The organism is Streptomyces sp. NPDC001508 (assembly GCF_040298665.1).
Lineage (GTDB): Bacteria > Actinomycetota > Actinomycetes > Streptomycetales > Streptomycetaceae > Streptomyces.
Genome location: NZ_JBEPAP010000110.1, coordinates 1 through 15,353, shown reverse-complemented (window position 1 = coordinate 15,353; position 15,353 = coordinate 1). Strand labels below are relative to the sequence as shown.

Here is a 15,353-nt window from a genome sequence, read left to right as displayed (position 1 = left end):
CACCGCCCGGTCCTCCGTGACATTGATCTTCTCCCCACGGAACATCGCGTCCCGCAGCCCGAACACATCACACGCCACGGCCAGTTCCTGGAGCAATCTCAGCGTCTCGTCCGTGACCAGGTGCTTCGAGTAGTCGACATACAGGTCACCGACATGCAGCGTGTAGCCGGCGCCGCGCCCCGGGTCGGCGGCGAACAGGTCCCTCAGGTGGGGGTCGGCAAGCCGCTCGCGGTGCTCCGCCAGCGCGGTCCACTCGGGCTTCTGGTCAAGCCTGGTACGGCCGTCTGCGTTCATTTCGGACTTCAGCCTTCTTTCCTACACCTGTCCTGCTGCGTGCCTTGCCCGCTGCCGGTCACAACCTAGTTGATCAGAGCGTGACATGACGTCCCGTAGCACCGTCGTACGGCGCACCAACAGATACGTCCGGCTTGCCCGCCGGTATCAACGCCGGCATATCCCACGGTCCCGGCGCGCGGCCGGCGTATGACGTGCGGCACCGGTCCGGTGATCAGGGCGTCCATGCCATCGGTGCCCAGCAGTGTGGCGGCGCAGCCCGCGCGCAGGGGCGGTGGAGGCATGGTCGAAGACCGTCTGGAGCATGGCCGTAAGCAGCCACAGAACGTAACCACCGACGGTCACGGCGGCACGCAGCGGGGCCGCGAAGCGGAAGACGGCGGCGGCGGTCCACAGCCGTCCAGATCCCCCGTATCCCCCGCGCCGTCCCACGGGCGCACTCCTGTCCACCGCCGCGACCCCCGTCATGTGTCCCCCTCACGATTCGCCGATGCACAAACCGTAAAGGACACCACTGACAATCGGTCCGCGGACGGTGCCCGCTGTCCCGCCGAACGGCTCCGGCCAGGCGCCCGCGGGCGTCCGGCCGGTTGTCAACTGCTAGATCTCGCCGCGCAGTTTGGCGAGCGCCTCGGCGAGGATCGCCTCGCCGTCCGCATCGCTGCGCCGCTCCCGTACGTACGCGAGGTGCGTCTTGTACGGCTCGGTGCGCGGCGGGTCCGGCGGGTTGTCCCGGTCCTGTCCGGCCGGGAAGCCGCAGCGCGGGCAGTCCCAGGTCTCGGGAACCTGCGCGTCGCTGGCGAAGCTGGGCTGCGTCTCGTGCCCGTTGGAGCACCAGAAGGAGATGCGCAGACGCGGGGCGGACTCGCCCCGCTCGGCCTCGCCCATCGGCCCCGCCCCGACCCGGCTTCCTCGGATCGCGTTGCCACTTGCCACGGTCGTAACTCCCTGCGTGATGGTGCCGCGAAGCGAGTCGGCGTTCCGCTCCGCTGCGAGCGCCTCAGTCTACGTAAGGCCCAACGCGCGTCCAGTGATGGGAGTTACCGTCCCCTCAACCAGACGCAAGCCCCATGATAGGCCGCGCTCAGAGGCACGTACCTAACATGGGGCCTTACGTTCGCAACGTATGCGTCACTCAGCTGTTCGTCTTCATGAGCATGCCGAGCACGATGATGCACGCGAACCACAGCAGACCGATCACCACGGTGATCCGGTCGAGGTTTCGCTCGGCGACCGAGGAGCCGCCGACGGACGACTGCATGCCGCCACCGAACATGTCGGAGAGACCGCCGCCCTTCCCCTTGTGCATCAGCACCAGCAGCATCAGCAGCAGGCTGAAGACGATCAGGGCGATCGAGAACCCCAAAACCACGGCTGGACCAACTTCCTCGGATTCGGATGGACGCATTCGGATGGACGACGGGGGCCGGCAGGTACCTACCAGCCCCCGCAAGGGTACGACGTATCTCCGCTGCCGCCTACTCGCGGCGCCGCCGGGCCGCCTCCGGGGCGGGCCCGGCCGGGGCCGCGCCCCGGTGGCTCACTGGTCGCGGAAGCGGACGATCTTGACGAACTCGTCGGAGTCCAACGAGGCGCCGCCGACCAGGGCGCCGTCGACATCGGGCTGGGCCATGATCTCGGCGACGTTGCCCGACTTCACGGAGCCGCCGTACTGGATGCGCACCTTGTCGGCCACGTCCTGCGAGTACAGCTCGGCGATCTTGCCGCGGATGGCCGCGCACACCTCCTGGGCGTCCGCGGCACCGCAGACCTTGCCGGTGCCGATGGCCCACACGGGCTCGTAGGCGATCACGATCGTCTCGGCCTGCTCGGCCGTGAGGTCCTTCAGACCGCCCTCGACCTGGGCGAGGGTGTGCGTGACATGGTCACCCGCCTCACGGACGTCCAGTTCCTCGCCGACGCAGAGGATCGGGGTCAGGCCGTGCTTGAAGGCGGTCTTGGCCTTGGCGTTGACCTGCTCGTCGGTCTCGCGGTGGTACTGGCGGCGCTCGGAGTGGCCGATGACCACGTACGTGCACTTCAGCTTGGCCAGCATCGGTCCGGAGATCTCGCCGGTGTAGGCACCGGAGTCATGCGCCGAGACGTCCTGGGCGCCGTACTTGATCTTGAGCTTGTCGCCGTCGACCAGGGTCTGCACGGAGCGCAGGTCGGTGAAGGGCGGCAGGACGGCGACCTCTACGGCCTCGTAGTCCTTGTCGGCCAGGGCGAAGGCGAGCTTCTGGACGTGTGCGATGGCCTCCAGGTGGTTGAGGTTCATCTTCCAGTTGCCCGCCATCAGCGGCGTGCGCGTGCTCATGCTTGGTCGTCCTCCAGTGCGGCGAGGCCGGGGAGCGTCTTGCCCTCTAGGTATTCGAGGGAGGCGCCGCCACCGGTCGAGATGTGGCCGAATGCGGTCTCGTCGAAGCCGAGCGTGCGCACGGCCGCGGCGGAGTCTCCGCCGCCGACGACGGTGAAGCCGTCCGTGTCGACGAGGGCCTGGGCGACCGTCTTGGTGCCCTCGGCGTAGTCGGGGTGCTCGAAGACGCCCATGGGACCGTTCCAGAAGACGGTCGCGGCGTCGGCGAGCCTGGCGGCATACAGCTCGCCGGTCCTCGGGCCGATGTCCAGGCCCATCTGGTCGGCGGGGATCTTGTCGGCGTCGACCACGGAGTGCTCGGTCGCCGCCTTGGCCTTCAGGTCCGGGAAGGCGGGGGCGACCACCACGTCGACCGGGAGCAGCAGCTCGACGCCCTGCTTCTCGGCACGTTCCAGGTACTCGGTGACCGCCGCGAGCTGGTCCTCCTGGACGAGGGAGACGCCGATCTCGTAGCCCTTGGCCTTCAGGAAGGTGTAGGCCATGCCGCCGCCGATGAGCAGCCGGTCGGCCTTGCCGAGCAACTCGTCGATGACGGCGAGCTTGTCGGAGACCTTCGCGCCGCCGAGCGCGACGGCGTAGGGACGCTTGACGTCCTCGGTGAGCTTCTTCAGCACCCCGACCTCGGTGGCGATGAGGTGGCCGGCGTAGTGCGGCAGCCGGGCCGGGAGGTCGAAGACGGAGGCGTGCTTGCGGTGCACGGCGCCGAAGCCGTCACCGACGTAGATGTCCGCGAGGGCGGCCAGCCGGTCGGCGAACTCGCCGCGCTCGGTGTCGTCCTTGGAGGTCTCGCCGGGGTTGAAGCGCAGGTTCTCGATGACCGCGACCTGGCCGGGCTGCAGTCCGTCCACGGCGCCGTGGGCGGCGGGGCCGACGGTGTCCTGGGCGAACGCGACCGGCGCGCCGAGGAGTTCACCCAGCCGCTCCGCCGCGGGCAGCAGCGAGAACACGGGGTCCGGGGCGCCCTTGGGGCGGCCCAGGTGGGAGGCGACGACGACCTTGGCGCCCGCCTCGGCGAGGGCCTTGATGGTGGGCAGGACGGCGCGGATGCGGCCGTCGTCGGTGATGATGCCGTCGGCGAGCGGGACATTGAGGTCGGCGCGGACGAAGACCCGCTTGCCGTCGACGCCTTCGGCGAGGAGTTCGTCGATCGTCTTCATGGATGGGACTCCCGGATGGGGCTCGTGATCGTACGAGGGCTGAACATGCGCGGAAGGGCTCGGACCGCGCGCGGTGGCGCTGCCCGAGCCCTGCACTCACATCGAAGTGGCGCCTGGTGTGGCGATCAGAGCTGGCCGCCGACGAAGACGGTCAGGTCGACGAGGCGGTTGGAGTAGCCCCACTCGTTGTCGTACCAGCCGATGACCTTCACGTTCTTGCCCTCCTGGACCATGGTCAGGGAGGAGTCGAAAGTACAGGACGCCGGGGCGTTGACGATGTCGGAGGAGACGATCGGGTCCTCCGTGTAGTCGAGGAGGCCCTTCAGCTCGCCTTCGGCGGCCTTCTGGAAGGCGGCGTTGACCTCTTCCTTGGTGACCTCGCGGCCCAGTTCGACGACCAGGTCGGTCACGGAGCCGGTCGGGACCGGGACGCGCATGGCGATGCCGTCCAGCTTGCCCTTGAGCTGCGGCAGCACCAGGGCGGTGGCCTTGGCGGCGCCGGTGGTGGTCGGGATGATGTTCTCCGCGGCGGCCCGGGCACGGCGCAGGTCCTTGTGCGGGAAGTCCAGGATGCGCTGGTCGTTGGTGTACGCGTGCACCGTCGTCATCAGGCCCTTGACGATGCCGAAGTTCTCGTCCAGGACCTTCGCCATCGGCGCCACACAGTTGGTGGTGCAGGAGGCGTTGGAGATGACGTGGTGGTTGGCCGCGTCGTACTTGTCCTGGTTGACGCCCATCACGATGGTGATGTCCTCATCCTTGGCCGGAGCCGAGATGATGACCTTCTTGGCGCCGCCGGCGAGGTGCTTGGCGGCGTCCTCACGCTTGGTGAAGATGCCGGTCGACTCGATGACGAGGTCGACGCCCAGCTCGCCCCACGGAATGTTGGCGGGGTCGCGCTCGGAGAGCACCTTGATGGAGTGGCCGTCGACGGTGATGGTGTCGGCGGTGTGGGAGACCTCCTGCTTGAGGCGGCCCAGGATGGTGTCGTACTTCAGCAGGTGAGCGGTGGTCGCGGTGTCACCCAGGTCGTTGACAGCCACGATCTCGATGTCTGCACCCTGCTCCAGCAGCGCGCGGAAGTAGTTACGACCGATGCGGCCAAAGCCGTTGATGCCTACGCGGATCGTCACGAACCGATCTCCTCGTTGGTACGCCGACTTTCGTTTGCCGGCGAGCTGTATGGGATGTCCCCGACCACCCACGACCCTACCTCCCCGAGGCCGCGTCGGTGACATCGAGACGCCCCATACACGACACGACGGCCTGTACCCGTCAGTAGGGTGATGGACCGCCCGGCCCGCCGCCACCGCGCGACGGGCCGGGACACGTCCGCGGGCGTCCGACGGCATCGGACCGTCGATTTCACCGTTTCGAGGGACGCGCCGCGCTGGGGCCGCCAGGGAAGTCACTCCAAAGTGCTGTCCGCGACGGCGAGTTGACGCGACCGGCGGGTGCGCGCCGACGCGGCCGGCTCTCGCCCGCCCCGTGCGCCCACACCCCATGGCGTCGGCCGGCCTCACCCTTCTCTTCTCTGGCCGGGCAGGCCCTTCCCCGGTTCCGCACCCGGATCGGGCACTCGGCCCGCCCGTCCGATCCCTGACCGCCGTCGCACTCCTCGAAACGCGAGCACCCGTCAGGTCGGCGCGCTCTCCTCGGCGTCGACCGGCTCCGCCGTCGACTGATCCCCCGCTGCCCAAGTCTCCTGAAGGGCTGCCCATGTCTCCTGATCGGCCCCTCCGCCGTCGGGGGCAGGGGCGTCAGCCTGTGGCGCGGGGGGGCGAGGCCGGTGGCGGAGCGGGTCCGTCAGCCCGCCAGGTTGTCCGCCATCTCCTCGGTGAGGTTGGCCTCCGTGCCCGGGATGCCCAGGTCGGCGGCGCGCTTGTCGGCCATGGCGAGCAGTCGGCGGATCCGGCCGGCGACCGCGTCCTTGGTCAACGGCGGGTCGGCAAGCGCTCCCAGCTCCTCCAGGGAGGCCTGCTTGTGCTCCATGCGCAGCCGGCCGGCGGCGGCAAGGTGCTCGGGAACCTCCTCGCCCAGGATCTCCAGGGCCCGCTGGACACGCGCGCCCGCCGCGACGGCCGCACGCGCGGAGCGCCGCAGATTCGCGTCGTCGAAGTTGGCGAGCCGGTTGGCCGTGGCACGGACCTCGCGGCGCATCCGCCGCTCCTCCCAGGCCAGCACGGACTCATGCGCGCCGAGGCGGGTGAGCAGGGCGCCGATCGCGTCGCCGTCGCGCACCACCACGCGGTCCACGCCGCGCACCTCGCGGGCCTTCGCCGCGATCGACAGCCGACGGGCGGCGCCGACCAGGGCGAGCGCGGCCTCCGGACCCGGGCAGGTCACCTCAAGGGAGGAGGAGCGGCCCGGCTCGGTCAGCGAGCCGTGCGCCAGGAAAGCCCCACGCCAGGCGGCCTCGGCATCGCAGGTGGCCCCCGAGACCACCTGCGGGGGCAGGCCCCGGATCGGGCGCCCCCGGCCGTCGACGAGCCCCGTCTGCCGGGCCAGCTGGTCGCCCCCCGCGACCACCCGCACGACGTAGCGCGAACCGCGGCGCAGCCCGCCGGGCGCCATCACGATCAGCTCCGAGCTGTGCCCGAAGATCTCCAGAATGTCCCGCTTGAGCCGGCGGGCCGCCATCGCGGTGTCCAGCTCCGCCTCGATCACAATGCGCCCGCTCACCAGGTGAAGGCCGCCGGCGAACCGCAAAATGGCGGAGACCTCCGCCTTTCTGCAGCAGGTCCGGGTGACGGGGAGCCGGGAGATCTCGTCCTTCACCGCTGCCGTCATCGCCATGGGCCGATCCTTCCATGCATCCGAAAAATACGGTCGTACGCGGCGGCCAACAGCTCCGGGTCATGCCGGGGAGAGCCGTCGGTCCGGGCCACCGGCGCCAGCTCGACCGCCGCCCCGAGCCGCTTGGCGGCCTCGGTGAGCGATTCCCGGTCGGGCACGGCGGCTTCGTCGGCCAGCACCACGTCCAGGGCGAGTTTAGGGGCGTGTCGCCCCAAAACCTCCAAATGACGCTGCGGGGAGAAGCCTTCGGTTTCTCCCGGCTGCGGAGCGAGGTTCAGGGACAGCACACGGCGCGCCTTGGTGTTGGTGAGGGCGTCCAGCAGTTCGGGCACGAGCAGGTGCGGGATGACCGAGGAGAACCAGGAGCCGGGGCCGAGCACCACCCAGTCCGCGTCCAGGACCGCCGCGACGGCCTCGGGCACGGCCGGCGGATCGTGCGGCACGACATGCACCGACTGCACTTCGCCGGGTGTCAGCGCCACCGTCGCCTGCCCGCGCACCGTGGCCACCTGCTCCGGCCGGGCCGGATCATGGCCCTTGACCAGAGCCTGGAGTTCCAGCGGCACGGCCGACATGGGCAGCACCCGGCCGTGCGCGCCGAGCAGCTTGCCGACCAGGTCCAGGGCCTGCACATGGTCGCCGAGCTGCTCCCACAGGGCGACGATCAGCAGATTGCCGACCGCGTGATCGTGCAGATCGCCCTCGGACTCGAAGCGGTGCTGGATGACCCGGGCCCAGGTCTGGCCCCAGTCGTCGTCCCCGCACAGCGCGGCCAGCGCCTTGCGCAGGTCCCCGGGTGGCAGCACGCCCAGTTCGTCGCGCAGCCGCCCGCTGGAGCCGCCGTCGTCGGCCACGGTGACGACGGCGGTGAGGTCGCCGGTGATCCGGCGCAGCGCGGCCAGCGAGGCGGACAGGCCCATGCCGCCGCCCAGGGCGACGACCTTGGGCTGGGTGCCCCGGCGGCGCGGCCGGGCACCCCGGGACTCGGAGGGGCGGCTCGCACGTGCCTCGGGGACCGCCAGACGCAGCCTGCTCAGCCGCGGAGTACGTGGCGTCATTCCCGTCCCATGTCCCGGTGCACGACCACCGTCTCCACGCCCTCGGCCGCGAGCCGCGCGGCCAGCTTCTCCGACATGGCCACCGAGCGGTGCTTGCCGCCGGTACAGCCGATGGCGATGGTCACATAGCGCTTGCCCTCGCGGCGGTAGCCTGCCGCGATGAGGCGCAGCAGTTCGGCGTACCGGTCGAGGAACTCCTTGGCGCCGGGCTGGTTGAAGACGTACGCGGCGACCTCCTCGTGCACCCCTGTGTACGGGCGCAGCTCCGGGACCCAGTGCGGATTGGGCAGGAAGCGCATGTCCGCCACCAGGTCGGCGTCGACCGGGAGGCCGTACTTGAAGCCGAAGGACATCACCGTGGCCCGCAGCTCGGGCTCCTCCTCTCCGGCGAACTGGGCGTCCATCTTGGCGCGCAGCTCGTGCACGTTCAGGCTGGAGGTGTCGATCACCAGGTCGGCGTCGCCGCGCAGCTCGCGCAGCAGCTCACGCTCGGCGGCGATGCCGTCGACGATGCGGCCGTCGCCCTGCAGGGGGTGCGGGCGGCGCACGGACTCGAAGCGGCGCACCAGGGCCTCGTCGGAGGACTCCAGGAACACGATCCGCCGGGTGACCCCACGGGTGTCGAGGTCGGCGAGGGATTCCCGCAGGTTGTCGAAGAAGCGCCGGCCGCGTACGTCGACGACGACCGCGATCCGGGCCACGTTGCCCTGGGAACGGGCACCCAGCTCGACCATGGTCGGGATCAGGGCGGGCGGAAGGTTGTCGACGACGAACCAGCCCAGGTCCTCCAGGCACTTCGCGGCTGTCGAGCGGCCCGCTCCCGACATGCCGGAGATGATCACCAGCTCGGGGATGGCCGCCTCGGGGACCCCGGCCGTCGTGATGTCCGTGCTCACTGCCTCTCCGTTTTCCCGAACCGCTTGCTGCGGCTGATCCTCGCTCGCTTCCTTGTGCTTTCGATCTCGTTCCGCTGTGTGCTGTGCGTCGTGCTCGGTCATCTCTCCTGCCCCCGTCGTTCGTCCAGGGCGCCCGCGGTCACGGGCTCCCCCGAGGAACCCCCCGTCGTATCGGGTTCCTCGTCTTCAATGATCTCTCCGGTCGCCGTGTTCACGGCGGGTGCGGCCGGGGCCGCCCGGGCGAAGGCCGCGGCAATGGTCTCGGCCGTCTTGCGGCCGATGCCGGGCACCTCCTGGATCTGGTCGATTGTCGCGGACCGCAGCTTCTTCACCGAGCCGAAATGCTTGATCAACGCCTGTTTGCGGGTGTCGCCGAGGCCCGGCACGTCGTCCAGGGGGCCGGCCCGGAACCGCTTGGCACGCTTGGCGCGCTGGTAGGTGATGGCGAACCGGTGCGCCTCGTCACGGACGCGCTGGAGCAGATAAAGGCCCTCACTGGTGCGGGGCAGGACCACCGGGTCGTCGTCGTGGGGCAGCCAGACCTCTTCCAGCCGCTTGGCGAGGCCGCAGACGGCGATGTCGTCGATGCCCAGCTCGTCCAGGGCTCTCTTGGCGGCCGCGACCTGCGGCCGGCCGCCGTCGACGACGACCAGTTGCGGCGGGTAGGCGAACTTCCTGGGACGGCCGTCCTCGTCCTTGAGGCCGTTCTCCCCGTCCTCGTCCACCCACTCGCCCGTCTTCTCCTTGTCGGCGAGATAGCGCTTGAAGCGGCGGGTGATCACCTCGTGCATGGAGCGGACGTCGTCCTGGCCCTCGAAGCCCTTGATCTGGAAGCGGCGGTACTCGCTCTTGCGCTGAAGCCCGTCCTCGAAGACGACCATGGAGGCCACCACGTCCTCGCCCTGGAGGTGCGAGATGTCGTAGCACTCGATCCGGAGGGGTGCGCTGTCCAGGTCGAGGGCGTCGGCGATCTCCTCCAGGGCGCGCGAGCGGGTGGTCAGGTCGGAGGCGCGCTTGGTCTTGTGCAGGGCGAGCGCCTGCTGTGCGTTGCGCTGCACGGTCTCCATCAGTGCCTTCTTGTCACCGCGCTGCGGGATGCGCAGGGAGACATTGGACCCGCGGCGCCCGGTGAGCCAATCCTGCACGGGTTCGACCGGCTCCGGCAGTGCGGGGACCAGGACCTCCTTGGGCACGGCATCCCCCTTCTCCTCGCCGTAGAGCTGCTGGAGAGCGTGCTCGACGAGGGCGCCGGTGGTGACCTCCTCCACCTTGTCGGTCACCCAGCCCCGCTGGCCGCGCACCCGCCCGCCGCGGACATGGAAGATCTGGAGAGCCGCCTCCAGTTCGTCCTCGGCGACGGCGATCAGGTCGGCGTCGGTCGCGTCGGCGAGCACGACCGCGTTCTTCTCCATGGCCTTCTTCAGGGCCTCTATGTCGTCGCGCAGGCGGGCGGCCCGCTCGTACTCCATCTCCTCGGCCGCCTCCATCATCTGCCGCTCCAAGCGGCGCAGATATGTGCCCGTGCGGCCGGCCATGAAGTCGCAGAACTCCCCGGCCAGTTCGCGATGGTCCTCGGCGGAGATCCGGCCGACGCAGGGCGCCGAGCACTTGCCGATGTAGCCGAGCAGGCAGGGGCGGCCGGTGCGGGCGGCGTTCTTGAAGACACCGGCCGAGCAGGTGCGCACCGGGAAGACCCTCAGCAGCAGGTCGACCGTGTCGCGGATGGCCCAGGCATGCCCGTACGGCCCGAAGTAGCGGACGCCCTTCTTCTTGTGACCGCGCATCACCTGCACGCGCGGGAACTCCTCGTTCATCGTCACCGCGAGGTAGGGGTAGCTCTTGTCGTCGCGGTACTTGACGTTGAACCGGGGGTCGAACTCCTTGATCCAGGAGTACTCCAGCTGCAGCGCCTCGACCTCCGTGGACACGACGGTCCACTCCACGGACGCGGCCGTGGTGACCATCGTCCGGGTGCGCGGGTGGAGGTTCGCCAGGTCCTGGAAGTAGTTCGCCAGGCGCTGACGCAGGCTCTTCGCCTTTCCGACGTAGATCACCCGGCGGTGCTCGTCACGGAACCTGTACACCCCGGGAGAGTCCGGAATCTCTCCCGGCTTGGGGCGGTAGCTGGAGGGATCGGCCATGTCTCACACCCTACTGTCGGGCGGGGACAGTCCGACGGGCCTGTGGACAACGCCGCTCCGCCCCTCGGTATCGAGCCATGTTTCGAGGGCGCCCCCGGCGATCCGCCGCTGCGGCGCACCGACCGCCTCGTCACCCGTCAGCGCTGCCGCTGTGGGGAACGCGGGGTGGGGCGACGCGTGCGGGGCGGGGCTGGGCGGGGCTCGGGGTGGTGGCAGTGGGACGGTGGCGGCGGATCCTCGGTGCTCGGTGGCCGGACGGGTGGGGCGGAGGGCGAGGCGGCTGGTCACGGGGGCGGAGGGACCCTCGGTGGCCGGACGGGTGGGGCGGAGGCGAGGCGGCCGGCCACGGAGACGGGAGGGGCCCTCAGTGTCCGGACGGGCGGCTGGCTGTCGAGCAAGGCCGGCCTGTGCCGCAGCCGAGGCGGCGGGCCGTGCGCCGCGGTCACGGCGGCCGACCGCGTACGCGCAGTTCCACGGGCCCCTTCAAGGCCCTGCCGCCAGCAACCATGCCAACCGGGCCGGGGCGGCTGCCCACCGTGGGACGTCGCGCCGCCTACCGCGGTTGGGCCCGAGGTGTTGTCGGGGATTGGTCAACACGCTTCAATGCGGTGGAACTCGGGACCGTGAACGACGGTGCGCGAATAGTCGTACGGATATGCGGGCGTCCCCGGCCACCACCGCGGTGACCCCGGAAGACCCGCGCGAACGGTCTGACCCGCCGTAGCGAACCCTCACAGAAAGGCCCCTGTGCATGCGGCACGGCACACAGCACGCGGACCTCGCCAGCGAGGAACTGCACACGGCCCTGCGGGGCGGCCCCTTCCATGTCGCACTGCGCGCCGCGATCGCCGCCCGCGGCCTGCCGCTCCAGCGCGTCCAGCACCATCTGTCGCGTCACGGGGTCAAGGTCGGTGTCACGAGCCTGAGTTACTGGCAGCAGGGTGCCCGGCGACCACAGCGCCCGGAGTCGCTGCGGGCCGTTCGCGCGCTGGAGGAGATACTCAAGCTGCCGGAGGAGTCACTGATCCGGCTGCTCGCCGAGACCGACGAGGTTCCGACCGCCCAGCGCCCCGCGGCCCGCTCGTACCGCTCCCGGATAGAGGCCTCCGGCGTCCTGAACCGGCTCCAGGCCGAGCTGGGCTGGAACCTCGACGGGGGACTGCACGCGCTGGGCCACCACGAGCGAGTACGGGTGGGCGCGCGCCGTGAACTGGCCGGCCGTGAGTCGCACCACATCGTGCGGGCACACCGCGACGGGGTCGACCGCTTCGTGGCCGTCCATCACGGCGACCCGGGCTGCGCGCCCGACCGGATGACGGTGCACGCCCTGGAGAACTGCCGCACGGGACGCGTCCGTTGGGACCAGCACACCGGTGTCCTGGTCGCCGAGCTGCTCTTCGGCACCCGATTGCGCTCGGGTGACACCTTCCTGTTCCGGTACGGCGTCGAGGACGGCACGGCCGGACCCTCGCGCGAGTACATGCGCGGCTTCGCCTTCCCCGGCGGTCAGTACGCCCTCCAGGTGCGTTTCGACGCGGACGCCCTCCCGGCCCGCTGTCATCGCTTCACTCAGCACTCCGCCGCGGCACCGCGCAGCGGTCGGCAGGAACTGCCGCTCAGCGGGGTGCACCGCTCGGTGCACCTGGTCGAGCCGCGGGTGCGGCCGGGCATCATCGGGATCGGCTGGCACTGGGAGTGACCTCGCCGCCCCGCTGATCAGGCGCCGGGCCCCGCGATGAGCTTGCCGCCGGACGCCTTCACCGGCAGTTCGGGAAGCGGCTCGGTGGCCGGCGCCTGCACCACCTTGCCCGTCATGGCGTCGAACTCGCTTCCGTGGCAGGGGCAGATCAGCGTCGTCCCCTCCAGCTTGTTGATGGGGCACCCGGCGTGTGTGCAGATGGTGCTGTATGCCTTGAGCGTGCCCCCGGAGTCCCTGCTGACCACGACGTTGTGGTCCCGGTACAGCTGGGCGCCGCCCTGGGCGACCTCGCTCTCGGCGCCGAGTTCCACCGGAGCGGTCGGCGTCGCGTCCGATGTGGTCCCGCCCGCTGCCGAACAGGCGGCGAGTCCGAGCCCGGCCACCGGTGCGACGGCGGCTCCCCGAAGGACGGTACGACGACTTGCGGAGGGTCGGGCGGGCATCGAGGTCTCCACTGGTCAGGGGTTCCTACGTTGTTCGTGGGTTGGACGGCGTCGACCCTATCCGGCGACCCGCCCCGCGGTTCGCCCAGGGTGGCCGGGCATGGGTGACGAGGGGCGAAGGTGGAGGCCCCGAGCTGGCGATATGCCGACGTAAGCGTTTGCGCAAGCGCTTACGTGCACCCCTCGGATGAGGTACTTTCCCGGCCAGAACGACCGCCGCAGCCCGCTGGGAGGAAGCGCGATGCCCACCATGGCCGACGTGGCACGGAGAGCCGGCGTCTCCGTGGCGACCGTCTCCCATGTGCTGAACGGCACGCGTCCCGTGCTGCCCCGTACCCGTCAGGCCGTGCTGGACGCGGTCGACCGGCTGGGATACACGCCCAACACCCTCGCCCGCTCCCTGGTGACCTCCCGGACCCGCTCCATCGGGCTCGCGGTGTCGGCGATCAGCAACCCCTACTTCACCGAGATCCTCCAGGGTGTCGAGGCCGGCGCTCTGGAGGAGGGCTACGGCCTGCTGATCGCCGATCCGCACGACGACCCACGGCACGAACGCAAGGTCGTCCAACTGCTCCACGAGCGACGCGTGGACGGCATGATCGTCGCCCCGTCCGCCGATCCGCGCGACCTCCTCGCCTACCTCGGCCGCCATGCCGTACCCACGGTGTTCCTGGACCGGTTGATCGGCGACCACCTCGACGGGTCGACCGCCGACGCGCCACCGCCCTTCGACCAGGTCTGCTCCGAGGGCGCCGAGCCCATGGCACGGCTGGTCACCCATCTCGCCGGACTGGACCATCGCCGGATCGGCCTGGTCGCCGGACTGCCCGGGCTCAGCACCACCGGCGAAAGGATCGCCGGCTACCGCGACGGCCTGGCCGCCGCCGGTCTCCCCCACGACGAACGCCTCGTTGTGCCGGGCAACTCCGAGCCGGCCGGTGGCGAACGGGCGACGGCGGCCCTGCTGACCCTCGCCGCTCCGCCCACGGCCCTCCTCACCGCCAACAACGCGATGACCATCGGTGCCCTGCAAGCCCTGAAGGACCGGGGCCTGCGGGTGCCGGACGACATCGCCCTGTGCTGTTTCGACGACTTCCCCTGGGCGGACCTCTTCTCGCCCCGGCTCACCGCGATCGCCCAGCCCAGCAGGGAGATCGGCGCACAGGCCGTCCGCGTACTGCTGGACCGTCTGGCCGCACCGGACCGCCCCGCGCGGACGGTCAGGCTCCCGTGTGCCTTTGTGCACCGCACATCGTGCGGCTGCCCGGAGCCCTCCGTGCGGACCGGGCCGCCGGAGCCCGCCAAGGAACCCCGACACCACGTGCAACCGGACCAGTCCGAGCAGCCCACGAAAGGAAGCGTCTCGTGATCGTCGTCGCCGGTGAGGCCCTGATCGACCTGGTACCGCAGGGCACGGGTGCCCTGGCGGAGCTGAAGCCGGCGCTCGGCGGCGGCCCCTACAACACGGCCGTGGCCCTCGGCCGTCTGGGCTCCCCGACCGCCTTCTGCTCGCGCACCTCCTACGACGCCTTCGGTGAGGCCCTGCTCGACGGGTTGCGCGGCGCGGGTGTCGACGTCTCGGGCGTGCAGCGCGGCACGGAGCCGACGACGCTCGCGGTCGCCACCATCGACGGGGCCGGTTCGGCCGCCTACTCCTTCTACGTCGACGGCACCGCCGACCGCCTGTTCGCGGCCCCGGCCGCCCTCCCGGCCGGGGCGCGCGCCGTGTCCTTCGGTACCTGCTCGCTCGTCCTGGAGCCGGCGGCGAGCGCCTACGAGGAGCTGATGCGGACCGCCTCCGGGCAGGGACTGTTCACCGCGCTCGACCCGAACATCCGCACGGGCCTGATCGCGGACCCGGACGCCTACCGGGTCCGCTTCCGCGGCTGGCTGCCCTCCGTGACGCTGCTGAAGCTCTCGGAGGAGGACGCCGAGTGGCTGGGCGGCAGCCCGCGCGAGTGGCTGGCCGCGGGCCCCTCGGCCGTCGTGGTCACCCGGGGTGGTGACGGGCTCACCGCCTTCACCCGGGACGGCGCGGAGTACTCCGTGCCCGGTGAGAAGGTCGACGTCATCGACACGATCGGTGCCGGCGACACGGTGAACGCGGCCCTGCTGCACGGACTGTCCGCGCAGGGCGCCCTGTCCGCCGGGGCGCTCACGGGCCTGAGCGCCGACGGCTGGACTCGGCTGCTGCGGTTCGCGGCACGTGCGGCGGCGATCACGTGCTCGCGGGCGGGGGCGGAGCCGCCGTACGCCGCCGAACTGGGCGAGTTGTAGGGGCGTCGGCGGCGGGAGGTACGCAGCGGCTTCGAGGGCCCTTCGAGGGCGGTTTCCTTGATGTTGTTGTCAAGGTTCGACCGGGCCTGCGGTTCGTGGGAGCGGCGAAACCGCGGGGCCGGGGTGGCTATTGATGGAACGAGCGGCGGGCCGCCGGGGGGGTCCCCGGGGGGGGCGGGGTTTGTGGGTATGGGTAGGTGGCGGCGGGGCCCGCC

14 protein-coding genes are annotated in these 15,353 nt (G+C 70.8%); 3 read left to right on the top strand and 11 right to left on the bottom strand.

The genetic code is table 11. The annotated features are described in order from the left end of the window. From ABT245_RS44670 to uvrC, 10 genes are all read right to left on the bottom strand, one after another. The coding region (locus ABT245_RS44670) for a phosphoglucose isomerase-related protein (RefSeq protein ID WP_502982324.1) at window positions 1–294 on the bottom strand (294 nt) is incomplete at its 3' end. A gap of 600 nt (window positions 295–894) precedes the next feature. Further along, window positions 895–1,230: an RNA polymerase-binding protein RbpA gene (locus tag ABT245_RS44665; protein ID WP_003976875.1), complete on the bottom strand. Its 336-nt coding sequence runs from the start codon at window positions 1,228–1,230 to the stop codon at window positions 895–897. A gap of 199 nt (window positions 1,231–1,429) precedes the next feature. After that, the gene (gene secG, locus ABT245_RS44660; protein WP_046733461.1) at window positions 1,430–1,660 is read right to left on the bottom strand and encodes a preprotein translocase subunit SecG; all 231 of its coding nucleotides are present in this window, start codon (window positions 1,658–1,660) and stop codon (window positions 1,430–1,432) included. A gap of 174 nt (window positions 1,661–1,834) precedes the next feature. After that, window positions 1,835–2,611, bottom strand: coding sequence for a triose-phosphate isomerase (gene tpiA / locus ABT245_RS44655; protein WP_351746570.1), 777 nt, complete (start codon window positions 2,609–2,611; stop codon window positions 1,835–1,837). After that, on the bottom strand, window positions 2,608–3,828 hold the full coding sequence (locus tag ABT245_RS44650; RefSeq protein ID WP_351746568.1) for a phosphoglycerate kinase: 1,221 nt from the start codon (window positions 3,826–3,828) through the stop codon (window positions 2,608–2,610). Before ABT245_RS44650 ends, tpiA begins: the two co-directional genes overlap by 4 nt. A 125-nt stretch (window positions 3,829–3,953) precedes the next feature. Beyond that, the gene (gene gap / locus ABT245_RS44645) at window positions 3,954–4,961 is read right to left on the bottom strand and encodes a type I glyceraldehyde-3-phosphate dehydrogenase (RefSeq protein ID WP_351746565.1); all 1,008 of its coding nucleotides are present in this window, start codon (window positions 4,959–4,961) and stop codon (window positions 3,954–3,956) included. 673 nt (window positions 4,962–5,634) lie between these two features. Then, window positions 5,635–6,624, bottom strand: a complete 990-nt coding sequence (gene whiA / locus ABT245_RS44640; protein WP_351746563.1) for a DNA-binding protein WhiA — start codon at window positions 6,622–6,624, stop codon at window positions 5,635–5,637. Beyond that, entirely contained in the window at window positions 6,615–7,682 is a 1,068-nt protein-coding gene (locus ABT245_RS44635) for a gluconeogenesis factor YvcK family protein (RefSeq protein ID WP_351746560.1), read from the bottom strand. Before ABT245_RS44635 ends, whiA begins: the two co-directional genes overlap by 10 nt. After that, entirely contained in the window at window positions 7,679–8,680 is a 1,002-nt protein-coding gene (gene rapZ / locus ABT245_RS44630; protein ID WP_351746557.1) for an RNase adapter RapZ, read from the bottom strand. Before rapZ ends, ABT245_RS44635 begins: the two co-directional genes overlap by 4 nt. Next, window positions 8,677–10,719, bottom strand: coding sequence for an excinuclease ABC subunit UvrC (uvrC, locus tag ABT245_RS44625; RefSeq protein ID WP_351746554.1), 2,043 nt, complete (start codon window positions 10,717–10,719; stop codon window positions 8,677–8,679). Before uvrC ends, rapZ begins: the two co-directional genes overlap by 4 nt. A 751-nt stretch (window positions 10,720–11,470) precedes the next feature. On the opposite strand from uvrC, the gene ABT245_RS44620 reads away from it, so the two are divergent. After that, window positions 11,471–12,418: a hypothetical protein gene (locus ABT245_RS44620; RefSeq protein ID WP_351746551.1), complete on the top strand. Its 948-nt coding sequence runs from the start codon at window positions 11,471–11,473 to the stop codon at window positions 12,416–12,418. A 17-nt stretch (window positions 12,419–12,435) separates the two neighbouring features. Here ABT245_RS44620 and ABT245_RS44615 read toward each other — a convergent pair whose 3' ends face one another. Further along, the gene (locus tag ABT245_RS44615) at window positions 12,436–12,861 is read right to left on the bottom strand and encodes a Rieske (2Fe-2S) protein (protein WP_351746548.1); all 426 of its coding nucleotides are present in this window, start codon (window positions 12,859–12,861) and stop codon (window positions 12,436–12,438) included. 241 nt (window positions 12,862–13,102) lie between these two features. On the opposite strand from ABT245_RS44615, the gene ABT245_RS44610 reads away from it, so the two are divergent. Both ABT245_RS44610 and ABT245_RS44605 read left to right on the top strand, forming a co-directional pair. Then, window positions 13,103–14,230 carry a LacI family DNA-binding transcriptional regulator gene (locus tag ABT245_RS44610; RefSeq protein ID WP_351746545.1) on the top strand — a complete coding sequence of 376 codons (1,128 nt, stop codon included), beginning with the start codon at window positions 13,103–13,105 and terminating at the stop codon, window positions 14,228–14,230. After that, window positions 14,227–15,138 (top strand): carbohydrate kinase family protein, encoded by a 912-nt coding sequence (locus tag ABT245_RS44605; RefSeq protein ID WP_351746543.1) that lies wholly within the window; start codon window positions 14,227–14,229, stop codon window positions 15,136–15,138. Before ABT245_RS44610 ends, ABT245_RS44605 begins: the two co-directional genes overlap by 4 nt. Window positions 15,139–15,353 lie beyond the last annotated feature (215 nt).